21 protein-coding genes, 1 tRNA gene and 1 other RNA gene are annotated in these 20,871 nt (G+C 68.9%); 13 read left to right on the top strand and 10 right to left on the bottom strand.

Annotation, left to right across the window (positions count from 1 at the left end; translation table 11 throughout):
* The first annotated feature begins 16 nt into the window (after nt 1–16).
* The gene (locus HNR14_RS00270) at nt 17–295 is read left to right on the top strand and encodes a DUF3039 domain-containing protein (RefSeq protein ID WP_021764578.1); all 279 of its coding nucleotides are present in this window, start codon (nt 17–19) and stop codon (nt 293–295) included.
* Nucleotides 296–332: 37 nt separating this feature from the next.
* Here the strand turns inward: HNR14_RS00270 and HNR14_RS00265 are convergent, their stop codons facing one another.
* A complete protein-coding gene (locus HNR14_RS00265) occupies nt 333–1,643 on the bottom strand; it encodes a nicotinate phosphoribosyltransferase (protein ID WP_179699314.1) in 1,311 nt (436 codons plus the stop codon).
* Nucleotides 1,644–1,695: 52 nt separating this feature from the next.
* On the opposite strand from HNR14_RS00265, the gene murI reads away from it, so the two are divergent.
* From murI to HNR14_RS00245, 4 genes are all read left to right on the top strand, one after another.
* A complete protein-coding gene (gene murI, locus HNR14_RS00260; protein WP_179699313.1) occupies nt 1,696–2,514 on the top strand; it encodes a glutamate racemase in 819 nt (272 codons plus the stop codon).
* Between the two features lie 28 nt (nt 2,515–2,542).
* The gene (gene rph / locus HNR14_RS00255; protein ID WP_021762389.1) at nt 2,543–3,283 is read left to right on the top strand and encodes a ribonuclease PH; all 741 of its coding nucleotides are present in this window, start codon (nt 2,543–2,545) and stop codon (nt 3,281–3,283) included.
* Between the two features lie 5 nt (nt 3,284–3,288).
* On the top strand, nt 3,289–3,879 hold the full coding sequence (gene rdgB, locus HNR14_RS00250) for an RdgB/HAM1 family non-canonical purine NTP pyrophosphatase (RefSeq protein ID WP_179699312.1): 591 nt from the start codon (nt 3,289–3,291) through the stop codon (nt 3,877–3,879).
* A gap of 69 nt (nt 3,880–3,948) precedes the next feature.
* The gene (locus tag HNR14_RS00245) at nt 3,949–4,851 is read left to right on the top strand and encodes a cation diffusion facilitator family transporter (RefSeq protein WP_021762387.1); all 903 of its coding nucleotides are present in this window, start codon (nt 3,949–3,951) and stop codon (nt 4,849–4,851) included.
* Nucleotides 4,852–4,865: 14 nt separating this feature from the next.
* On the opposite strand, the gene HNR14_RS00240 is transcribed toward HNR14_RS00245, so the two are convergent.
* The 4 genes from HNR14_RS00240 to HNR14_RS00225 form a co-directional block, all read right to left on the bottom strand.
* Nucleotides 4,866–5,573, bottom strand: coding sequence for a DedA family protein (locus HNR14_RS00240; protein WP_179699311.1), 708 nt, complete (start codon nt 5,571–5,573; stop codon nt 4,866–4,868).
* A 139-nt stretch (nt 5,574–5,712) separates the two neighbouring features.
* A tRNA-Leu gene (locus tag HNR14_RS00235) sits at nt 5,713–5,794 on the bottom strand.
* Nucleotides 5,795–5,812: 18 nt separating this feature from the next.
* Nucleotides 5,813–6,850 (bottom strand): LLM class flavin-dependent oxidoreductase, encoded by a 1,038-nt coding sequence (locus tag HNR14_RS00230; protein ID WP_179699310.1) that lies wholly within the window; start codon nt 6,848–6,850, stop codon nt 5,813–5,815.
* An 88-nt stretch (nt 6,851–6,938) separates the two neighbouring features.
* The gene (locus HNR14_RS00225) at nt 6,939–8,204 is read right to left on the bottom strand and encodes an MFS transporter (protein WP_179699309.1); all 1,266 of its coding nucleotides are present in this window, start codon (nt 8,202–8,204) and stop codon (nt 6,939–6,941) included.
* A gap of 70 nt (nt 8,205–8,274) precedes the next feature.
* Here HNR14_RS00225 and prfB point away from each other — a divergent pair, with 70 nt between their 5' ends.
* The 6 genes from prfB to HNR14_RS00195 all read left to right on the top strand — a co-directional run bounded on the left by prfB (nt 8,275) and on the right by HNR14_RS00195 (nt 13,491).
* Complete coding sequence (prfB, locus tag HNR14_RS00220) at nt 8,275–9,393, top strand: peptide chain release factor 2 (RefSeq protein ID WP_179699308.1); 1,119 nt, start codon at nt 8,275–8,277, stop codon at nt 9,391–9,393.
* Nucleotides 9,394–9,504: 111 nt separating this feature from the next.
* Nucleotides 9,505–10,599, top strand: a complete 1,095-nt coding sequence (ftsE, locus tag HNR14_RS00215) for a cell division ATP-binding protein FtsE (protein WP_179699307.1) — start codon at nt 9,505–9,507, stop codon at nt 10,597–10,599.
* Nucleotides 10,596–11,501 carry a permease-like cell division protein FtsX gene (gene ftsX / locus HNR14_RS00210; protein WP_021764028.1) on the top strand — a complete coding sequence of 302 codons (906 nt, stop codon included), beginning with the start codon at nt 10,596–10,598 and terminating at the stop codon, nt 11,499–11,501. Before ftsE ends, ftsX begins: the two co-directional genes overlap by 4 nt.
* A 70-nt stretch (nt 11,502–11,571) precedes the next feature.
* Complete coding sequence (smpB, locus tag HNR14_RS00205) at nt 11,572–12,048, top strand: SsrA-binding protein SmpB (RefSeq protein ID WP_021764027.1); 477 nt, start codon at nt 11,572–11,574, stop codon at nt 12,046–12,048.
* Nucleotides 12,049–12,068: 20 nt separating this feature from the next.
* Complete coding sequence (locus HNR14_RS00200) at nt 12,069–12,809, top strand: tyrosine-protein phosphatase (RefSeq protein ID WP_179699306.1); 741 nt, start codon at nt 12,069–12,071, stop codon at nt 12,807–12,809.
* An 85-nt stretch (nt 12,810–12,894) separates the two neighbouring features.
* Nucleotides 12,895–13,491, top strand: coding sequence for a hypothetical protein (locus HNR14_RS00195; RefSeq protein WP_179699305.1), 597 nt, complete (start codon nt 12,895–12,897; stop codon nt 13,489–13,491).
* On the opposite strand, the gene HNR14_RS00190 is transcribed toward HNR14_RS00195, so the two are convergent.
* A complete protein-coding gene (locus tag HNR14_RS00190) occupies nt 13,492–14,160 on the bottom strand; it encodes an SIMPL domain-containing protein (protein WP_179699304.1) in 669 nt (222 codons plus the stop codon).
* Between the two features lie 128 nt (nt 14,161–14,288).
* Between HNR14_RS00190 and ssrA the strand changes: the two genes are divergently transcribed.
* Nucleotides 14,289–14,683: a transfer-messenger RNA gene (gene ssrA / locus HNR14_RS00185) on the top strand.
* Nucleotides 14,684–14,765: 82 nt separating this feature from the next.
* Here the strand turns inward: ssrA and HNR14_RS00180 are convergent.
* The 4 genes from HNR14_RS00180 to HNR14_RS00165 are packed head-to-tail and all read right to left on the bottom strand — an operon-like array spanning nt 14,766 to nt 19,923.
* Nucleotides 14,766–15,845 (bottom strand): HesA/MoeB/ThiF family protein, encoded by a 1,080-nt coding sequence (locus HNR14_RS00180; protein ID WP_179699303.1) that lies wholly within the window; start codon nt 15,843–15,845, stop codon nt 14,766–14,768.
* Nucleotides 15,845–18,313: an FtsX-like permease family protein gene (locus HNR14_RS00175; protein ID WP_179699302.1), complete on the bottom strand. Its 2,469-nt coding sequence runs from the start codon at nt 18,311–18,313 to the stop codon at nt 15,845–15,847. The genes HNR14_RS00180 and HNR14_RS00175 overlap by 1 nt, the downstream gene beginning before the upstream one ends.
* Nucleotides 18,273–18,947, bottom strand: a complete 675-nt coding sequence (locus HNR14_RS00170) for an ABC transporter ATP-binding protein (RefSeq protein ID WP_425485011.1) — start codon at nt 18,945–18,947, stop codon at nt 18,273–18,275. Before HNR14_RS00170 ends, HNR14_RS00175 begins: the two co-directional genes overlap by 41 nt.
* Nucleotides 18,948–18,984: 37 nt before the next feature.
* Nucleotides 18,985–19,923 (bottom strand): LpxL/LpxP family acyltransferase, encoded by a 939-nt coding sequence (locus HNR14_RS00165; protein WP_179699301.1) that lies wholly within the window; start codon nt 19,921–19,923, stop codon nt 18,985–18,987.
* A 272-nt stretch (nt 19,924–20,195) separates the two neighbouring features.
* Here HNR14_RS00165 and HNR14_RS00160 point away from each other — a divergent pair, with 272 nt between their 5' ends.
* The gene (locus tag HNR14_RS00160) at nt 20,196–20,858 is read left to right on the top strand and encodes a hypothetical protein (RefSeq protein WP_179699300.1); all 663 of its coding nucleotides are present in this window, start codon (nt 20,196–20,198) and stop codon (nt 20,856–20,858) included.
* Nucleotides 20,859–20,871: the final 13 nt, after the last annotated feature.

Below are 20,871 nucleotides of genomic sequence, written 5' to 3'. Positions count from 1 at the left end.
CGTCTACACTGGAACGATGAACGAGGCGAGCATCTCCGAACCAGGCGGCCTGCCCTCGGGCGGCGGCGCGGCGACGCTGGACCGCGAGCTCGAGGAGCTCCTCCAGAACGTCGAGCCGGGCGACCACGAGCGCTTCTCGCACTACGTGAAGAAGGAGCAGATCCTCGAGTCGGCGATCACCGGCAAGCCGGTGAAGGCGCTATGCGGCAAGATGTGGACGCCGGGACGCGATCCGGAGAAGTTCCCCGTCTGCCCCACCTGCAAAGAGATCTACGCGAAGCTCCGCGACGAGTAGGCGGGCGCGCAGGGGGCCGGCGCGCAGCCGGTAGCGCTCACGCGAAGATCGTCGGAAGCACCGGATCGCCGCGGCTCACGCGGAACGCCTGCTCCGGCAGCTCCCGCATCGCCTGCTCGCGGTGTTCGCGCGCGCGGCGCGTCCCCTCGGCACCCAGATGCTCGGGGTGCACCTCACCGTCGGTGACCAGGGGCACGAGGAGGTCGCGTCCGGTGTCGTCGGGACGATCCCCGCTCTCGACGATGTGCACGACCTCGGCCACGGCCACGCCCCGGTCGTCGAGCCGCCGCACCGGGTGCTTGCGGCCTCCGACGCTCGCCTTGCCGTCCGACTTCTTCGCCACCGGCACCCAGTCGCCCGTCCCGTCGGCCGAGCGGTGCGCGACCAGCTTGTAGACCATCCCGGAGGCGGGGGAGCCCGAGCCGGTGACGACGGAGGTGCCCACCCCGTAGGAGTCGACGGGGGAGGCCGCGAGTGCGGCGATGGTGAATTCGTCGAGGTCGTTCGTGACCGTGATGCGGGTCTTCGTCGCTCCGAGGCCGTCCAGCTTGTCCCGCACGCGGCGGACGAGCTTGGGGAGGTCGCCCGAGTCGAGCCGGACGGCGCCGAGCTCCGGCCCGGCGACCTTCACGGCCGTCTCGATCGCCTGGTCAACGTCGTAGGTGTCGACGAGGAGGGTGGTCCCCGGCCCCAGCGCGTCGACCTGCGCGCGGAACGCGTCCTCTTCGCTGTCGTGCAGGAGCGTGAAGGCGTGGGCGGCCGTCCCCATGGTCGGGACACCCCACGTGCGGCCGGCCTCGAGGTTCGAGGTCGCACCGAAGCCGGCGATGTACGCGGCCCGTGCCGCGGCGACGGCGCTGCGCTCGTTGGCGCGGCGCGAGCCCATCTCGGCGAGCGGGCGCCCCCCGGCGGCCGAGACCATGCGGGCGGCGGCGGAGGCCACGGCCGAGTCGTAGTTGAAGACGCTGAGGATGAGCGTCTCGAGCACCACTCCCTCGGCGAACGGAGCGTCGACGACCAGGAACGGGGAGCCGGGGAAGAACACCTCGCCCTCGCGGTAGCCGCTGATCGTCCCCGAGAAGCGGTATCCGGCGAGCCAGTCCAGCGTCTCGCTGCGCACCACGGAGTTGTCGCGCAGGTAGTCCAGCTCCTCATCGCGGAAGCGGAACTCCTGCAGCAGCTCCAGGAGGCGCCCGGTGCCCGCGAGCACGCCGTACCGGCGCCCGGCTGGCAGCCGCCGGGTGAAGGCCTCGAAGACGCACTCCCGGTCGTGTGTGCCCTTCAGCAGGGCCGCATCGATCATGGTGAGCTCGTAGCGGTCGGTCAGGAGCGCGGATGACTCGGTCACGCGATCAGCCTAGCGGCGTGCCGTCGCGGACGGCGGGGTAGGCTGGATCGCTGTGACGGATGCGCCGATTGGGATCTTCGACTCGGGAGTCGGCGGGCTCACGGTCGCCCGCGCGATCCGCGACCAGCTCCCGAACGAGTCGATCCTCTACATCGGCGACACCGCGCACTCCCCGTACGGCCCGAAGCCGATCGCGGACGTCCGGCGCTACTCCCTGGAGGTCCTGGACCTCCTCGTCGAGCAGGGCGTCAAGCTGCTCGTGATCGCGTGCAACACGGCCTCGTCCGCGATGCTCCGCGACGCCCGCGAGCGCTACTCGGTGCCGGTCATCGAGGTCATCCAGCCCGCCGTACGCCGCGCGGTCGCCGCCACCCGCACCGGCCGCGTGGGCGTCATCGGGACCGTCGGGACCATCGCCTCCCGCGCCTACGAGGACGCGTTCGCCGCCGCGCCGACCCTGCAGCTGTTCACGCAGGCGTGCCCGCGGTTCGTGGAGTTCGTGGAGGCGGGGATCACCAGCGGCGACGAGGTCCTGCGCGTCACGGCCGAGTACCTCGAGCCGCTCCGTGAGGCCGACGTGGACACGCTCGTCCTCGGCTGCACGCACTACCCGTTCCTGAAGGGCGCCATCTCGTACGTCATGGGAGAGGGCGTTTCGCTCGTCTCGAGCGACACCGAGACCGCCAAGGACGTCTACCGCACGCTCGTCGGCGGCGGCCTGGAACGTCGCTCCGCGGAGCCGCCGACCATCCACTACGAGGCGACCGGTCTCGACGCCGACAACTTCCTGCGCCTCGCGCACCGCTTCATCGGTCCGGAGGTCTCCCGGGTCGACCTGGTGCAGACCGGCGTGATCGACCTTCCGCTCTGATCCACCCACACCACACGAGGAGATCCACGTGACCGACATCATCCGCGCCGACGGGCGCACCGCCGATCAGCTCCGCCCGATCACCATCGAGCGCGGCTGGAGCAAGCAGGCGGAGGGATCGGCCCTGATCTCCTTCGGGGAGACCCGCGTGCTCTGCACCGCCTCGTTCACCAACGGCGTGCCGCGCTGGATGGCAGGCAAGGGCCGCGGCTGGGTCACCGCCGAGTACGCGATGCTCCCGCGCTCGACCAACGACCGGATGGACCGCGAGGCCGTCAAGGGCAAGGTCGGCGGGCGGACCCACGAGATCAGCCGCCTGATCGGCCGCAGCCTGCGGGCCGTCGTCGACATGAAGGCGCTGGGCGAGAACACCATCGTGCTCGACTGCGACGTGCTGCAGGCCGACGGGGGGACGCGCACGGCCGCGATCACCGGGGCCTACGTCGCGCTCGCCGACGCGCTGGAGTGGGGCCGCGAGCACCGCTTCATCGGCCAGAAGGCGACCCCGCTGATCGACTCCGTGTCGGCGGTCTCGGTCGGCATCATCGACGGCACGCCGATGCTCGACCTCGCCTACGTGGAGGATGTGCGCGCCGAGACCGACATGAACGTCGTGGTCACCGGCCGCGGTCTGTTCGTCGAGGTGCAGGGCACCGCGGAGGGCGCACCCTTCGACCGCGACGAGCTGAACTCGCTCCTCGACCTCGCGCTCCTGGGCACGACCGAGCTCGCGGGCATCCAGACCGCGGCGCTGGGCGAGAAGGCCTGAGCCGGATGGTCCGCGTCGTCCTCGCCACCCACAACGCCCACAAGGCGCTGGAGTTCCAGCAGATCCTCGGCGACGCCGTGCCCGGGCTCGAGATCGTCCGTTACGACGGTCCCGAGCCCGTCGAGGACGGCTCGACCTTCGCCGCCAACGCCCTGATCAAGGCGCGCGCGGCGGCCGAGCACACCGGCCTGCCGGCGCTGGCGGACGACTCCGGCATCTGCGTGGACGTGATGGGCGGCTCGCCCGGCATCTTCTCGGCCCGCTGGGCCGGGCACCACGGCGACGCGGAGGCCAACCTGCAGCTGTTGCTCGACCAGCTCTCCGACATGCCGGAGGGCTCCCGAGCGGCGCACTTCACGGCCACCCTGGCGCTCGTCGTGCCGGGGGAGGAGCCGGTGATCGTCGAGGGGGTCTGGCCGGGCAGCATCGCCCGCCACGCCCGGGGCGGCCACGGGCACGGATACGACCCGATCTTCGTGCCGGAGGGGCACGACGGGACCGCGGCGGAGCTGGGGCCGGACGTGAAGAACCGCGAGAGCCACCGTGCTCGGGCGTTCGCCGCGATCGTCCCCGCGCTGCGCGGGCTCGCCAGCTGAGAACGGCACTCATTCCTATCTAGCGCGATCGCTGGCTTCGCGAGCGGCAGTGTGTCTACCGTAGAAGCGATGAGTCACGACCACGGGCATTCCGCCAACCGCAACCGCCTCCTGATCGCGATCGGCATCGTATCGACGGTGCTGGTCGTGGAGATCGTCGGCGCCTGGTTGAGCGGCTCGCTCGCGCTGCTCGCCGATGCCGGCCACATGCTGAGCGACCTCACCGGCCTCATCGTGGCGCTGGTGGCGACGATCGTGGCCGCGCGCCCGGCGACCGACCGCCAGACGTTCGGCTACCGCCGGGCCGAGGTCTTCGGGGCCCTCATCAATGGATTGATCCTGCTGGTCGTCGCGGTCGGCGTCGCGATCGGCGCGATCGGGCGTCTGACCGGCGGGGAGACGGAGGTCCACAGCGGCCCCATGCTCATCGTCGCGGCGATCGGCCTGGTCGCGAACCTGGTCGCACTGCTCCTGCTGCGGCCGGCGGCCGGGCACTCGATCAACATGCGCGGGGCGTACCTGGAGGTCTTCGGCGACCTGATCGGATCCATCACCGTCATCGTCGCCGCCGTGGTGATCATGACGACGGGGTTCGCTCCGGCGGACGCGATCGCCTCGCTGCTGATCGCGGCCTTCATCGTCCCGCGCGCCTACCTGCTCCTGCGGGACGTGGTGCACGTGCTGAGCGAGTCCGCGCCCGCGGACACCGACGTCGCCCAGATCCGGGACCACATCCTGCGGACGAAGGGTGTCGTGGCCGTGCACGACGTGCACGTCTGGGCGATCACCTCGGGGGCGCCGGTGTTCACGGCGCACGTGGTGGTCGAGCCGGAGGTGTTCCGCTCAGGCGGGACGGGTGCGCTGCTGGACGAGCTGTCGGGCTGCCTCACGGAGCACTTCGACGTCGAGCACTCGACGTTCCAGCTCGAGCCGGCCGAGCATGCCGAGCACGAGGACGAGTTTCACCGGTAGCAGCGAGCGCGGTCTCAGACCTCGGGGGTCGGCGCGGGATGCGCAGCGGCCTCGTCGGCCTCGGCGAGACGCTTCTTCTTCGCCTTGCGCAGCGACTGGAAGTAGTGGAACAGCGTCGGGATGAGCGTGATGACAACGGCCCCGATGAGGATGATGTCGATGTAGTTCGAGACGAACGTCGCGACCGGCGGGATGTAGCCGATGAGGTACCCGAACAGGGTCAGGCCGGCGCCCCAGATCAGCGCGCCGATAGCGTTGTAGAGCGAATACTTCTTGTAGTTCATGTGCCCGACGCCGGCGGCGACCGGTGCGAACGTGCGCACGATCGGGACGAAGCGGGCGAGGATGATGGCGAGGGCGCCGAACCGGTCGAAGAAGGCGTTCGTGCGGCGCACGTTCTCCATGCTGAAGAGGCCGCTCTCCCGGCGTTCGAACACCCTCGGCCCCGCCTTGTGCCCGATCAGATAGCCGACCTCACCGCCGAGGAAGGCGGCGAACGCGATCGCCAGGCACACCCACCAGATGTCGACGCCGAACACGAGCGACGTGTGGGTCAGCAGGCCGGAGATGACGAGAAGTGTGTCACCGGGGAGCAGGAAACCGATCAGGAGTCCGGTCTCGGCGAAGATGATGCCGCAGACGACGACGAGCGCCCACGGCCCGGCGGCCGTGATGATGGTGTTCGGGTCGAGCCACGGGATGAGGCCGGCGTGATGGATCAAGACGCTCCAGACGGGTTCGAGGTACGGAGCCGAGTTTAGTGTCCGGAAGCTGCACGAACCGTGCGAATTCTCGCCGCGCGGCCGAAGATCATCCTGTGGTGTGACTGTGCGCCGTCTTTGACGGTGCGACGGTCTGATGTGCGGGAGAAGGGACTCGAACCCTCACGCCGTGAAGCACAGGAACCTAAATCCTGCGTGTCTGCCAGTTTCACCACTCCCGCGGCGCGCGCTGGGCGCGGCTACGACAATAGCTCATGCACGCGCGGGGCGACCTCGGTGCCGTACAGCTCGATGGCGCGCATCAGGTGGTCGTGCCCGAGCGTCCCGTTGCTGATCTTGAGGTCGAACCGCTCGATGCCGAGACCGCGCGCCGTGTAGGCGATCTTCTGTGCGACCGTCTCGGGCGAGCCGACGACGAGGGCGCCGTCCTCTCCGGCCTCGTGCTCGAAGCGGGCGCGCGACGCCGGCGGCCAGCCGCGCTCCCGGCCGATCCGGTTGGTCATCGCCTCGTAGTGCGGCCACAGGATCTCCTTGGCCTCCTCGTCGGTCGCGGCGATGAAGCCCGGGGAGTGCACGCCGATCGGGAGGGTGGTGTCCTGCCCGAACTGGTCGAGCGCCTTGCGGTAGAGCTCGGCGAGCGGCTGGAAGCGCATCGGCCCGCCGCCGATGATCGCGAGCATCAGGGGGAGGCCGTAGTGGGCGGCGCGCACGACCGACTCGGGGCTGCCGCCGACGCCGATCCAGGTCTTCAGGGGGCCGTTCTCCAGGTGCGGGTAGACCGACTGCCCGGTGAGCGAGGGACGCAGACTGCCCTCCCAGGTCACCGGCTCCTGCTTGCGCAGCTCGGCGAAGAGGTTCAGCTTCTCCTCGAAGAGCTCCTCGTACTGCCCGAGGTCGAGGCCGAAGAGGGGGAACGACTCGATGAAGGAGCCGCGCCCCAGGATGACCTCGGCGCGCCCGTCCGAGACGCCGTCGAGTGTCGCGAAGCGCTGGAAGACCCGCACGGGGTCGTCCGAGCTCAGGACGGTGACGGCCGAGCCGAGGTGGATGCGCTCGGTGCGGCCGGCGATCGCGGCAAGCACGACCTCCGGGGCCGAGACGGCGAAGTCCTCGCGGTGGTGCTCGCCGACGCCGATGAAGTCGAGCCCGACCTGGTCGGCCAGCACGCCCTCCTCGACCACGTTGCGCAGCACCTGCGCGTGGCTCAGCGGTGCACCGTCGGCGTCACGGGTGACGTCTCCGAAGGTGTCGATCCCGAGTTCGATCCTGGTCGCCATGTCAGTCCTCACATTCATGCGTTTGCATGAAGCCGAACGGCCTCGGCGCCGAGCCTATTCCCGCGTCCGTCCGTCGCGCAGGCCCCGGTCAGGCCGTGCGGACCTTGCGGGGCACATAGCGCGGGATGTAGCGCGCGAGCATCCCGGCGCCGAGCAGGCCGAGCACGCCCATCACCCCGCCCGCGAACGAGATGGAGACGACGGCGGTGAGCAGCGAGACCACGAGCGGAGCGGCCGCCTGACCCGCATCGCTGGAGAACCGCCACGCGCCGAGGAAGGCCGCCGGTGCATCGCGCGGCGCCAGGTCGGCGCCGAGGGTCATGACGATCCCCGACCCGATCCCGTTCGCCATCGACAGGAACAGGGAGACGCCGATGTACCAGGCGACTCGGGAGTCCAGGTCGTGCGTGAACGACAGCGCCAGGAAGCCGAGTCCCAGGCCGATCATCGACGGGATGGCGCTCCACATCCGCCCGAAGCGGTCCATGATCTGGCCGCTGGCATAGAAGAGGGCGAAGTCGACGGCGCCGGCGATGCCGATGATCAGGGCGGTGTTGGCCTCGCTGAGCCCGATCGACACCGCCCACAGGGGGAGGAGCACGGTCCGGGCCGAGCGCACCGCGCTCACCAGCGCGACGCCGGAGCCCATCCGGACCAGGACGGCTCGGAACGCCCAGATGGTCTGGAACAGGCCGTGCGTCCGCTCCTCGGCCTCCTCCTCGCCGGCGGTCACGCGCTCGCCCGCGGCGTCGGTCGTGCGCGGGCTCGGCCCGAACATCTTCTCCGGATCGGGCAGGGCGACCAGCACGAGCACCGCGCCCACGCAGCCGACGACGAAGATCCAGAACACCGACTGCGTCGATCCGGTCAGCGCGATGATGCCGGAGGCGATCAGCGGCCCGACGAACCAGCCGCAGCGGAAGATCCCGCCGAGCGTGGAGAGCGCCCGCGCGCGATACCGCTGCGGGACGTAGGTCGTCATGAAGGCGTGCCGTGCGAGTGCGAACACCGCGGTCGCGAGACCGACGAGGAAGATGCCCACCATCAGGACCCAGTAGTTCGGCGCGAGCAGGCACACCGCGATGCCCCCGATCGCGACCAGGGCCGCGGCGATCATCGAGCGGCGCTCGCCGAAGCGCGACACCACCCAGCCGCTCGGGATGTCGCCCGCAAGCTCGCCGAGCATCACCATGGACGCGATGAATCCGGCCATCGCGAGCGAGGCGCCGAGGTTGCCGGCGGCGATCGGGATGATCGGGATGATCGCGCCCTCTCCGATGGAGAAGAGGAGCGTCGGCAGGAAGGCCGCGAGTGCGACGGAGCGGAAGCTGAAGGGGCGCTCGTCGGAAGTCATGTCCTTAACACCGTACAACTTCCGGGCGCCGCCCCCGCGTGCACGCCCGGCCGGTAGGCTGGATGCCGACATGATTGAACTGGACCTCACCCCGCAGATCGCCGAGCTGCGCTCGACCCTGGGCGACATCACCGCCGTCGTCAACCCGGACAAGCTCCGTGCCGACATCGCCGCACTCAGCGAGCAGGCCGGTGCGCCCGACCTCTGGGACGACACCGCGAACGCGCAGAAGGTGACCAGTGCGCTCAGCCACCGGCAGTCGGAGCTCGGCCGCATCACCGCGATCGAGCAGCGCCTCGACGACCTCGAGGTGCTCGTCGAGCTCGCCGTCGAGGGCGACGACGAGGAGTCCGCCGTCGAAGCCCGCGCGGAGCTGGAGGCGCTGCAGAAGGCGCTCGGCTCCCTCGAGGTGCAGACCCTCCTGAACGGCGAATACGACGAGCGCGCCGCGATCGTGACCATCCGCTCCGGCGCCGGCGGCGACGACGCCACCGACTTCGCCGAGATGCTGCTGCGCATGTACCTGCGCTGGGCGGAGCGCCACAAGTACCCGGTCAAGGTGATGGACACCTCCTACGCCGAGGGGGCGGGCATCAAGTCCGCGACCTTCGAGGTCGATGTGCCCTACGCCTTCGGCACGCTGTCGGTCGAGGCCGGCACCCACCGCCTCGCGCGCATCAGCCCGTTCGGCTCGGCGGACAAGCGCCAGACGTCCTTCGCCGCCGTCGAGGTCATCCCGCTCATGGAGGAGGCCGTGCAGGTCGACATCCCCGAGGGCGACATCCGCGTCGACGTCTTCCGTTCGTCCGGCCCCGGCGGCCAGTCGGTCAACACGACCGACTCCGCGGTGCGCCTCACCCACCTCCCGACCGGCATCGTCGTGTCCATGCAGAACGAGAAGTCGCAGATCCAGAACCGCGCCGCCGCCATGCGCGTCCTGCAGACCCGCCTGCTCCTGCTGCAGAAGGAGGAGGAGGCCGCGAAGAAGAAAGAGCTCGCCGGCACCATCACGGCGAGCTGGGGCGACCAGATGCGCTCCTACTTCCTCTACGGTCAGCAGCTCGTCAAAGACCTGCGCACCGGATTCGAGTCGGGCAACCCCAGCTCGGTCTTCGACGGCGACCTCGACGGCTTCATCGCCGCGGGCATCCGCTGGCGCGCCGGAGCCAAAGCAGAGGCCCAGGCGTAGCCGATCAGGCTCCGACCCCGCACGGACCCCGTGCTCGGCGCGCTGTCAGGCTCGCGCCACGCCCGCGCTGATACGGCGGATGCGCCCGAAGATGCATAGTCTCTAGAGGTCATGATCCGGTTCGAACACGTATCCAAGCAGTACTCGGGCACGACCCGCCCGGCGCTGAACGGCATCAACCTCGAGGTGCTGCGCGGTGAGTTCGTCTTCCTCGTCGGCGCGTCCGGCTCGGGCAAGTCGAGCTGCCTGCGCCTCATCCTGAAAGAGGAGAAGCCCACCAAGGGCAACATCCACGTGCTGGGGCAGGACCTCGGCTCGATCTCCTCCCGCAAGGTGCCGTACTTCCGCCGCAACCTCGGTGTCGTCTTCCAGGACTTCCGCCTCCTCCCCAACAAGAACGTCTTCCAGAACGTCGCCTTCACCCTGCAGGTCATCGGCAAGTCCCGTGGCTTCATCCAGGAGGCCGTTCCGGACGTGCTCAAGATGGTCGGACTCGACGGCAAGGCCCAGCGCCTGCCGCACGAGCTCTCCGGCGGTGAGCAACAGCGCGTCGCGATCGCGCGCGCCGTCGTCAACAAGCCCCAGATCCTCCTGGCGGACGAGCCGACCGGAAACCTCGACCCCGCGACGAGCGCCGGCATCATGGCCGTGCTCGAGCGGATCAACGCCGGCGGCACCACCGTGCTGATGGCGACCCACGAGGCCGCCATCGTCGACCAGATGAAGCGACGCGTGATCGAGCTCGTCGGCGGCCAGATCGTGCGCGACGAGCGTCACGGCGGCTACGGCGTGACGGCGGCCGTCCCCATCCAGCGCGAGCAGCTCACGGTCCCCGCGCAGGGCGTGCCCGTCCCCGTGGGAGCCCCCGCGCCGGCTGCGCCCTTCGCCTCGGAGCCGATGACGCGACCGAACACGCCGGTCGGCAACCCGACCGGGCCCGTCTCCGTGCCGCAGCCCACCGGGCCGCAGCCGTCGGTGCCGCAGCCGGTCGCGTACCCGCCCGCGGCGTACCAGCCGGTCGCGCCGCCTCCCGTCGCCCAGCCCGTCGTGTCGCAGGCCGCACCGGCCCAGCAGCAGCCGGTCGAGCCGGCCCCCGCCGGCGAGTCCCTGCCGGACCACCTCAACTTCACCGCGAACCTGGACCTGCGGGGCCTGCGCGAGAACACCGACCGCGACGGCGAGCAGAATGTGGGGCCGACCAAATGAGATTCGGACTGATCTGGTCCGAGGTCGGCAACGGCCTGCGCCGCAACCTCTCGATGGTGATCTCGGTCATCCTCGTCACGTTCATCTCGCTGACCTTCGTCGGCACGGCGGTGCTCCTGCAGGTGCAGATCGGCCAGATGAAGAACTACTGGTACGACCGGGCGCAGGTCGCCGTGTACATGTGCACGGAGGCGGACAACTGCCAGGGCGGCGCCGCCACCGACCAGACGGTCGAGGCGGTCAAGAAGCAGCTGGAGTCGCCGGAGCTGTCGCCGTACATCCAGAAGTTCTACTTCCAGAACCAGCAGCAGGCCTACGACGAGTTCAAGCAGCAGTTCAAGGGCAACCAGATCGCCGACTTCGTCACGCCGGACATGATCCCGCAGACGTTCTGGGTCAACCTCAAGGACCCGAACCAGTCGGCGGTGCTCACCGAGACGCTGGCGGGATCCGCCGGCGTGCAGAGCGTGGTCGACCAGCGCAGCTACCTCGACCAGATCTTCAGCATCCTGGGCGCCGCCAGCGCCACGGCGCTCGTCGTCGCGGTGGTGATGCTGGTCGCGGCAGTGCTCCTCATCGCCACGACCATCCGGCTCTCGGCGTTCTCGCGAAGGCGGGAGATCGGGATCATGCGACTCGTCGGGGCCTCGAACAGGTTCATCCAGACACCGTTCATCATCGAGGGCGTGCTCGCGGCCCTCATCGGGGCGCTGCTCGCAGCGACCGTCCTGGTGCTGATCGTGCAGCTGTTCGTCCGCGGACCGCTGCAGAACAGCATCCAGTCGATCAACTTCGTCTCGATGTCGCAGGCGTGGCCGGTGATCCCGCTGATCGTCCTCGTCGGAGTCCTTCTGGCGGCGGCGTCGGCCAACTTCGCCATCAAGCGCTATCTGAAGGTCTGACGCACGATAGACTGGTCTGCTGCCCGGCGATGCGCCGGGCAGCACCACCGTCGAACGTCAGGAGTGAGCCGTGCCCAAGGAGCAGGGACAGAAGGTCGTCGCGACCAACCGTCGCGCCCGCCACGACTACCTCATCGAGGACACCTTCGAGGCCGGTCTCGTCCTCACCGGCACCGAGGTGAAGTCGCTGCGGATGGGCAGGGCGTCGCTCGTCGACGGGTACGCCTTCGTCGATCGGGGAGAGGCGTGGCTCGATGCCGTGCACATCCCGGAGTACGCCGACGGCACCTGGAACAACCACGCCCCGCGCCGCAAGCGCAAGCTGCTGCTCCACAAGGCCCAGATCGTCAAGATCGAGAACAAGGTCAAGCAGGGCGGATACACGATCATCCCGCTGCAGATCTACTTCAACGACGGCCGCGCGAAGGTCGAGATCGCGATCGCCAAGGGCAAGAAGGACTACGACAAGCGCCAGGCGCTGCGTGAGCGGCAGGACAACCGCGAGGCCGAGCGGGCCATGTCGAGCCGTCGTCATCTCGGCGAGTAGCCTCCTGGCAGACTGAGGGCATGACCGTCTCTCCGCAGCGCATCCCCGTCCCCGGCACGTACAACTTCCGCGATGTCGGGGGATACCGGGTGGAGGGCGGCGAGACCCGGTCGGGCAAGCTGTTCCGGGCTGACGCGCTCGGTCGCCTCGGTGAGGCGGGCAAGGAGTCCCTGCGCGAACTCGGCGTGCGTGTCGTCATCGACCTGCGCGACGACTTCGAGGTGGATTCGCTCCCCGACGACCTCGACGGCCTGGACGTGAAGGTGCTCCGGCTGCCGGTGTTCGAGGGCTCGGGGGCATCCCAGGCCACCATCGGCGCCACGCTGGCCGACCTGTACGAGAAGATCGTCCTCCAGCATCGGGATGTCGTCGTACGCGCGCTCCGCGAGATCGCGGACACCGGCGACGAGCCCGTCGTCGTCCACTGCACGGCGGGAAAGGACCGCACCGGCGTCGTCGTGGCGCTCGCCCTGCTGGCGGTGGGTGTCGACCGCGAGACCGTCCTCGACGACTACGCCGCGACCCAGGCGAATCTCGCCGGGGAATGGCTCGAGGGGATGCTCGCCCTGGTCCGGGGCTATGGCGTCGAGATCACGCCGGACCTCCAGGTGATCATGGGCGGCAGCCCTCGGGAGGCGCTGGCGGCCATGCTCGACCTCATCGGGCGCGACTTCGGCGGCGTGCGTGCCTACCTGCTCGACGCGGGGCTGGACGAGCTGGAGCTGGCGAAGCTGCGCTCGGTGCTCATCCAGCCGGCCTGACCCTCTCAGACTCGGCGCCTGATTCACAGGGAAGTCATCATGCGCTCGCAGTCCGATCGCGGGCTGCGCATGCTTCCATGTGCTCATGGATGAGAACCAGCCGACGCAGCCGCTGCCACCGGCGCAGCCGCAGCAGCCGCTCGCGCCACCGGTGGCCGAGCCGTTCTACAAGCGGCACGGCCTCGCGTTCGCCATTTCGACCCTGGTGCTCGGGATCGTCGTCCTGGTCGGGCTCGTCGGCGTGGGGACCGTCGTCGCGGTGAACGTGGTGACGCACTCGATCTCCGCGCGGAACCATGCCGCTCCGGGCGACCGCACCGTGCCGGGTCAGGGTCGGGACAACGGCGGGCGCGGCCAGGGCGGCACGGGCGGCACGCAGGGCGGCACCGGCGGGACGCAGCGTGAGCTCGTCCGCGGGACGCTGGAGTCGGCCGCGGGCGCCGAGTGGAGCGTGAAGACCACCGCCGGGGAGACCGTCACGGTGAAGGTCACCGCATCGACCGCATACGGCCTCCCGAACCAGGCGGCGTCGAAGTCCGATTTCGCGACCGGCGACGAGGTCGTCGTGGTCGGGACCGACCGCAGCGGTGACACCATCACCGCGACGCGCATCCTGAAGCTCGCGGACTTCCCGCGCCCGCGCTCCACCCCCGGTCCGACGCCAGGGAACGGCGCACCCTGATCAGGAGGCCGCGAAGCGGGCGTGCACCTGCACGGCGACACGGATCTCATCCGGCTTGAGGGCGAGGGAGGCGCTGCCTGCGTCTGCCGCCATCATGCGCGCCGCGAACGGCGGCGCGGGCTGCGGGGGAGCGCCGGCATCGCCCAGCAGCCCCGTGTCGCTGAGCGCGACCGGGCGGAGGTCGGTCAAACCCAGACCGGACGCGTACCGGCGTGCCTTCGCCACGGCCTCCTCGACTGCACGCTGCGACACCTGCGCGGTGAGCCGCCGGTGGGTCTCGTCGGACAGTCTCCAGGTCACCCCCTCCACCGTGACGCCATCGCGGAGGGAGACCGTGCCCACCCAGTCGGACAGGGCGGCCGGGTCGGAGAACTCCGCTTCGATCCCGACCTGGGCGTGATGGACGATCGGCAGTCGCTCGCCGTTCTGGCTCCAGGGCCGGTCGCCCCAGACCCGCAGCTGATCGGAGGACCAGTGCAGCACCGGGCCGTTCTGCGCGTCGTGGATCTCGCGAAGCCCGGCCGCGAGTTCCGCGTGCCGCTCGGTCGCGAGCGCCTGCGTCTCGCGGCGGGAGTCACCGTCGTAGGTGACCAGGAGCCTCACCGTGCCGCGTTCTGCGGCCCGCCGTTCCTCGTGCTCGCCCTGGACTGTGATGATCGTCTCCGACATGGACCGATCGTGGCATAGAACGACCCTCACCGCTGTTGTATGATGAGAAGCTCGCCGGCAGCGGCGAGATCTGCATCTGGACAATTCAACAGCGCGCGACAGCGACCCAGCCACACCAGGCTGCGCATGGGGATGATCGGTTTCGACATTGTCTGCGTGACTGTGAGAAGCGGGTCGAGGATGCATGCTTATCTCGTTAACGACGCATGCAAAACAATAAGTGCCAATTCCAAGAGCACTGTCTCGGCCAAGGCCGACTTCGCCCTCGCGGCGTAAGTTCACCTCCGCCATTTAAGAGACCGTCAGACCGGGAACCGTCTTCTACCCGGATCCTGGCGTCAGCTAGAGGACTAGCTTCTGCGTTGAGTATCAGGGCGCAGAGGGACTTCAACTGATGCTGGGCCCGTCGGATCAGGTGCCAGTGGCAAGATCCGGGGCCGAGAACACGCCTTCACTGGCTACACCCGTAGAAGGCACATGACCACAGCAGTGGACGGGGGTTCGATTCCCCCCATCTCCACCACCAGGCCGCTGTCGCGCGTTGTTCGAACAGGCGCAGAACCACGAAGGCCGTCCCGTATCCGGGGCGGCCTTCGTGGTTCCCGTCATCCGACACCCGCGCAGGCCGCGCACGCCCGCTGCGGCTCGACGTCGAGCGTCCGCCATCCGAAGCCCGCGAGGTCGAGCTCGCGGACGGCGTTGACCAGGGTCGGAGCGAGGCCTGCGAGGATCCTCAGCGCGTCCAGCGCCACGAAGTTCGAGATCAGGCCCGTGATCGGTCCCAACGTGCCGGTCGTTCGTGCGCGTCCCTTGATCGCGGTCATCCCAGCTCTTGGAGCGAGAGTCCCCGTCGCGGCCCGGATGCAACTCCAGCACACGGAGAGCCCCGGCACGACTGAGACCGGCAGCATCCCGAGGTTGGCGCCGTATGCGCCACCGACGATATGCGGGATGCCCCGACCCATCGACCAGTCGGCGACCGTGTCGGACATCTCGAGGACATCCGGTTCGTCTGCGCAATTGACCACGAGGTCGATCCGGTCCGATCTCGGGGTCGACGCTCTCTCGAACCGTTCCCGGCGGGCGCGGACGATGGTGCCCGGGCTGATCTCTTCCAGCCGCTGCGCGGCAGCGTCGGTCTTCGGTCGACCGACGTCTGCGTGAGCGTAGAGAATCTGCCGATGAAGGTTCGACGGCTCGACGATGTCAGGGTCGAATATCTCGATCGCGCCGACGCCGGCGCGTGCGAGAGCGTCGAGAACATGGGTGCCCATCCCACCGCAACCGACGACCAGTACGCACGAACGTCGAACGCGCGCCTGAATTTCTTCGCCGGACGTGGTGGCGAGTTCCGGCTGCCGCGAGACCATCTCGTCGAAATAGGCGATCTGCCGCGAATGCAATCCCTCACTCGGCTCTGCGGCGCGAGGATGCGACAGGAGCCGCTCGGCGGCCAAGACCTGGATGCACTGGATGATGTCGCCCTCCGACGCTTCGCTCCGTATCGCCGCAACGATGTTTCTGACGGAGTTCTCGCCCGTCAGCAGCCTGATCAGGCTCGGAACCCATTCGTCGACCGCGAAGTCCTTCATCACGAGCGAGCCCAGGTCGACGAAACGAACAAGGTGCTCGCCTTCGAACGCCATCACCTCTCCGCGCACGCGCGGCCGCCAGTTCGCATCCATCAGCTCTCCTTCCTGAGCGCGTCCATGGGCTGGACGCGCCGTGCCGTTCGAATCGACGTCCATGCTGCGAGTTGCACGGCGAGAGCCATCGCGATGGCGATCGTGACGGACCCCGGCAGCGCGGGATTCCACGACAGGGTCGCCCCGAGCAGCCCACCGATCACCCGGGTCACGAGACCGCCGGCGAGGATGCCGAAAAGGAGGCCGCCGACGGCCGCGGCGACCCCGGTGTTGATGGCGTCCGACGCAGCCAGCATGGCCGAGCTCCTCCGGGATGCGCCGACTGCTCGGAGGACAGCCAACTCCTCAGAGCGTTTCCGCTGGTTCACCGAGAAACCGATGGAGGCAGCCACGCAGATGAAGACAGCCAGGACGACGGCGATGGCGAAGACCATCGCGGTATAGCCGAGGACTTCGGAGGCGGCACGTTCGCGCATCTGTGCCGCCGAGATCACGGTGACGCCGGGAACCGACCCGACCGACGACTCGATACGGTCCTGCGCGATCGCGATGCTCGTACCCTCTCGCACCGCGATGTTCCATCCGGTGATCGTTACGACGCCGAGTTCCTGGGCGTCTGCTCGCGTCATGAACAACTGGTTGCCCGTGATCATGGCTCCGAACGTGCCGGCGACCGTGAAGGAGCGCACCGCATCGCCGTGGCCGAGCGTGACCGTATCGCCGGGTCGCGCATCCGCCTTATCGGCGAGCGCGGTGGGTAGGGCGACGTAGCCGCCGCCTTCGAGCCGAGCCCGCGCGACGTCGCCAGGGGTCCCCATCCAGGAGAAGTCGGCGCCGGCGAAATAGTCGGACGGGTCCGCGGCGAGCACGTCGCAGTCGCAGGAATACGACGAAGTGGAGAGCGAGACGGTCCCGGTGACCAGAGTGGCGACGCTCTTCACCCCATCGACGGCGCGAAGGTCGGCGCCGATGGCGTCGGAGCTCTGTGCCACCGTGCTCGCGACCTGGACGTCCGAACCGAACTGCTTCCCGATCTGAGCGACGGTCGCGTCCGCGATCGCTGTCGCGCCCGACAGCAAGGCGATGATCACGGCCGTCGCGGCACCCGTGACAGCCGTGACCGTGGTGACGCCGCCGCGCTGTCCCATCCTGCGCAGGCTTGCCGACCGGGTCCACCTCGCGGCACCCATTCGCCCGACGACAGGCAGCAGCGCGACGCTCGCGAGGGCGGCGGCCACGACGAGAGCGACGACGGCGACGGCGTCGTGCAGCGGCGATCGCGGGAGGGTAGCGAGCACGGCCGCGAGGACGGCGGCGCCGCCGAGTGAGAGACCCCACCCCATCCTGCTCCGTCGGCGGACGACCTGGCTGGTGAGACCGATGACCGGCTGGATCCGGGCGAGCTGGATGAGTCCCTTCGCCGCCGCCGCGAGTCCGGCGAGCATTCCGAGCGACACCACGATGAGCACATCTCCGGCTCCGGGCGGGGAGAGCGCGGGATCACCCCCGATGAGCGGAGTCACCGCGGCCTGGATAGCGAACGAACCGAAGTAGCCCGCGATCAGACCCACAGCGACGGCGACGACCGTGACAGCGAGGGACTCGGAGAGGAGTGAGCGCACCATCCAGGCACGAGTCGCCCCGACAGCGCGCAGCGTGCTGTAGAACTGTTGACGCCGAGCGACGACATCCGCATAGGCCGATGCTCCGAGGAGTGCCCCGAGGAGCGACATCAGGACCGCGAGCCCGATCATGACCCACCTCAAGGCCGAGAGGATGGGGCTGAGCGTCGACGACAGCGCCGACGTGTCCTGCACTCGGGATCCGGCGGGAAGCGAAGCCGACTCCGACAACTCCCACTCTTCCGCGGGAACATCCAGCATCAGGTCGACACGCGTGATTCGATGGTCATCCCCGAAGATCCGCTGCGCGAGACGCAGGTCGGTGAACACGTTCTCGTAGGCCAGTATGCCGAGCTTCTTCGCGTCCGCGAGTCCCACGATCCGCAGGTCGACCGGCCCGGAGGGGGATGCGATCACGACGGAGTCGCCGACATCGGCGCGAAGGGATGCGGCGATGTCGTCGGGGAGGAGGACTTCGGGGGCGCCCTCACGAGGCATCCTCCCCGATGTCGCAGCAGCTGAGACGCGGTCATTCAGGTCCGGGGGATAGCCCGTGATCGTCACGCTCTGCTCGTCGGACGAACCTGTCGCCCGAATGACCGTCCTCCTGCTCAGCGTCGGAACCGCGAGAGCGACACCCGGCGCGGACGACACAGCGGCGAGATCGCGTTCGTCGAGGGTCGCGCCGTTCTCGGTCGGCACGATCCCCAACTGGCCGAAGCCGCCCAGCCCCTCCACGCCGTCCGAGACCGTCCGTTCGACGGCGCCGATACCGGTCAATGTCGCCATCATGACAGCCGCACCCGCCGCCAAGCCGATCGCACCGGGGGCGAGCCGCTTCAGTTCACGGCGTGACCGTCTCCAGCCACGCGCGTAGCTGCTCATGAGGGTCACCTCCCAGCCGCATCTCGCCGGCGACGCGCCCGTCGGAGAGGAGCACGACTCGCTCGGAGCGCGCCGCCACCGCCAGGTCATGTGTCACCGTGATCAGGCATCCGTTCCCCTGGGCGCGGACGTGCTCATGCAGAAGGTCGAGCACCGCTCGGCCCGTCGCGCTGTCCAGGCTTCCGGTCGGCTCGTCCGCGAGCACGACTTTCGGGCGTGCGAAGAGTGCTCGCGCGACAGCCACGCGTTGCCGTTGGCCGCCAGACAACTCCTGCGGCAACCGATCCGCGGCACCTTCGAGTCCGAGCGCAGCCAGCAGCCGAGCCGCTTGTTCGCTCCACCGGCGCTCACCCCCGACGATGGCGGTGACGGCGACGTTCTCGCCGACGGTCATCGACGGGACGAGGAAGAAGGATTGAAAGACGAATCCGCAGTCGCGTCGTCGGTACAGTGTCCGCTCCCGCTCGGACGCCTGGACGATGTCCCGCCCGTCCACGTGAACCGTGCCTGCTGTGGGACGGTCGAGCGCGCCGAGGATGTGGAGCAGGGTCGATTTTCCTGATCCCGACGCGCCGAGGATGGCCACGGACTCTCCGTCGGCGACGCTGAGGTCGACTCCGCGGAGCGCGAACACGTCCGAGTCGTCGTAGCGCCGCTCGATCCCCGCCGCCTCAATACCCACGGGGATCCTCCCGGTCTGTCAGCATCCGCTCGAAGTCGTACCAGATCTCCCAATCACCGAATCCGGTCCGCTCCAACTCGCTTTCGATGAGTCGCCACACCGCGACGGTGCGGTCGACGCACTCCGCCGAGGTGGTGGGCGCAGCGATCGGCTCATGGATCTGCAGACGGTAATGTCCGCCGGTATCCGCTCGCTCCAGCGTCACGGGCATCATCGCCGAACCCGATGCGCGGCTCAGGATCGCTGGCCCGAGCGGCACGTCCAGTTCGGCGCCGAAGATCTGCACGGCTGTGTGATGTCTCGACTTTCCTCGCGGGTCGACTTCGGGATACATGGAGAACAGTCGGCCACCCGCGAGGGCTCGAAGAGCGCTGCGGTAGGTGCCTCCCTCGGCTAGAGGCACGGCTTCCACGTCGAGATCGGGGAAGGCGAGCGGGCGAAGGTCGTCGACGTTGGCTCGGTTGTAGACGAACGTCGTCGGATGAAGATGCCCGAACAGGAGCGGGGCGGCGTAGGAGGGGCCGATGTGCAACGGCAGGAGGACGACTCCGCGACGGCGCGAGGCCTCGGCCAGCAGCCGCTCCGTCCCGGATAGGTCGACGCAGCGGAAGAGCGCCTCTGGGTCGTTCAACCACAGCGCTAGAAAGTAGCTGTCCAGTTGCATCCGGTACGGGTAGGCCTCGAACCGGCGCGCCTCGTCGGCGATCCGCTCTCGATCGAGGCGCGGTGCGCGAGCCATCGCTCGTCGTGCGATCTGTTCGAGGGTCGGCTCCCCGGCCGGAGAATCCTGCGCCCGGTAGTGCGGCAGGTCGGCTTCCGATAGCTCGCTCATGACGTCCCACGCGCGTTCCGGACCGAGACTCTGGAGGGAGCGGAAGAGCGCGGGATGCGAGGGAAGGTCGAAGGAGTTGAAGACAGGAAGGGTCATGCTTGAGCCAATCGATACGTGTGAGGAGAGGGCTGAGAGCGCCGACACGCTCTCAGCCCTCCGTCCGTCAGGTGCACATGCACTGCTGGTTGCAGCGCATCGCTGCTCCGATGTCCAGCGGGCGCTCATCGAGCTTGATCATGTCGTCACCCCCTCCGCGTCGATTTCCTTCAAACTAGCGGGATGAATCTGACATTCACAAGAGGTATCTCAGGCGTCACCGATGGGTGCCCATCATGGCCGTACCCGCCCGGCGGGCGTATCTTCGGCGCATGTCCACCTTCGATGAGCGGATGAACGAAATGCGGGGCTGGTCGAGCGCGCGTGCGACCGTGGACCTCGATGTCACGGTCGACCGGATGCCGGGTGTCGTCCGGCAGGCCGTCGCCTCCGTGCCGAGGCTGGGTGTCTCCGAGTTGGGACCGGAAGCGGGCACCCTCTTTCGGAAGACGACCCTCGCGTATCGCGCGGGCACCATCGCACTGACATTCGCGCCGCAGGGGTCTCGGACCCGTGTGGTCGCAGTCACCCGCTCGTCGATGCCCCTGGTCGGTACCGACTACGGGAGGGGGGACAAGGACATCACCGCACTCTTCGAAGCGATGAGGGCGGCAGTCGCCGGCCCGAAGCCCGTGCCGTTTCCGCTGCCGCACTCGCCGTCACCGGCGATGCAGCGCATCGCGATCGAGCGTTCGCGGGTATTCGGCGTGATCTTCGTCGTCGTGGGCACGATCGGGTGGGCGCTGGCAATCGCGCTTCTCATCTCAGGCGGAGAACCGGTCAGCGCCGTGCTTCTCGTGGGGACGTGGGCGGTCTTCATCGGCGCGGGGATCGCGCAGCTGGTCAGAGCGCGCCGACGCCTCAAGGTCTTCGAGGCGAAGTACGGCGCGGGAGCGGGGCAGCGTCGGGTTGCTGGTCGGGGGTGGACGCCGTAGGGAGGCTCCTGTT

It is taken from the genome of Leifsonia naganoensis, from assembly GCF_013410615.1.
Classification (GTDB): Bacteria; Actinomycetota; Actinomycetes; order Actinomycetales; family Microbacteriaceae; genus Leifsonia; species Leifsonia aquatica.
Note: the sequence above shows the minus strand (reverse complement) of the source record. Positions and strands in the feature narration are given on the sequence as shown.

Excerpts from the sequence above, each read along its gene's own strand:
- HNR14_RS00270 (WP_021764578.1), top strand. The coding sequence starts at position 17 with ATGAACGAGGCGAGCATCTCCGAACCAGGCGGCCTGCCCTCGGGCGGC.
- rdgB (WP_179699312.1), top strand. The coding sequence starts at position 3,289 with ATGGTCCGCGTCGTCCTCGCCACCCACAACGCCCACAAGGCGCTGGAG.
- HNR14_RS00245 (WP_021762387.1), top strand. The coding sequence starts at position 3,949 with ATGAGTCACGACCACGGGCATTCCGCCAACCGCAACCGCCTCCTGATC.
- HNR14_RS00230 (WP_179699310.1), bottom strand. The coding sequence starts at position 6,850 with ATGGCGACCAGGATCGAACTCGGGATCGACACCTTCGGAGACGTCACC.
- HNR14_RS00225 (WP_179699309.1), bottom strand. The coding sequence starts at position 8,204 with ATGACTTCCGACGAGCGCCCCTTCAGCTTCCGCTCCGTCGCACTCGCG.
- prfB (WP_179699308.1), top strand. The coding sequence starts at position 8,275 with ATGATTGAACTGGACCTCACCCCGCAGATCGCCGAGCTGCGCTCGACC.
- ftsE (WP_179699307.1), top strand. The coding sequence starts at position 9,505 with ATGATCCGGTTCGAACACGTATCCAAGCAGTACTCGGGCACGACCCGC.
- ftsX (WP_021764028.1), top strand. The coding sequence starts at position 10,596 with ATGAGATTCGGACTGATCTGGTCCGAGGTCGGCAACGGCCTGCGCCGC.
- HNR14_RS00200 (WP_179699306.1), top strand. The coding sequence starts at position 12,069 with ATGACCGTCTCTCCGCAGCGCATCCCCGTCCCCGGCACGTACAACTTC.
- HNR14_RS00195 (WP_179699305.1), top strand. The coding sequence starts at position 12,895 with ATGGATGAGAACCAGCCGACGCAGCCGCTGCCACCGGCGCAGCCGCAG.
- HNR14_RS00190 (WP_179699304.1), bottom strand. The coding sequence starts at position 14,160 with ATGTCGGAGACGATCATCACAGTCCAGGGCGAGCACGAGGAACGGCGG.
- HNR14_RS00180 (WP_179699303.1), bottom strand. The coding sequence starts at position 15,845 with ATGGATGCGAACTGGCGGCCGCGCGTGCGCGGAGAGGTGATGGCGTTC.
- HNR14_RS00175 (WP_179699302.1), bottom strand. The coding sequence starts at position 18,313 with ATGAGCAGCTACGCGCGTGGCTGGAGACGGTCACGCCGTGAACTGAAG.
- HNR14_RS00165 (WP_179699301.1), bottom strand. The coding sequence starts at position 19,923 with ATGACCCTTCCTGTCTTCAACTCCTTCGACCTTCCCTCGCATCCCGCG.
- HNR14_RS00160 (WP_179699300.1), top strand. The coding sequence starts at position 20,196 with ATGTCCACCTTCGATGAGCGGATGAACGAAATGCGGGGCTGGTCGAGC.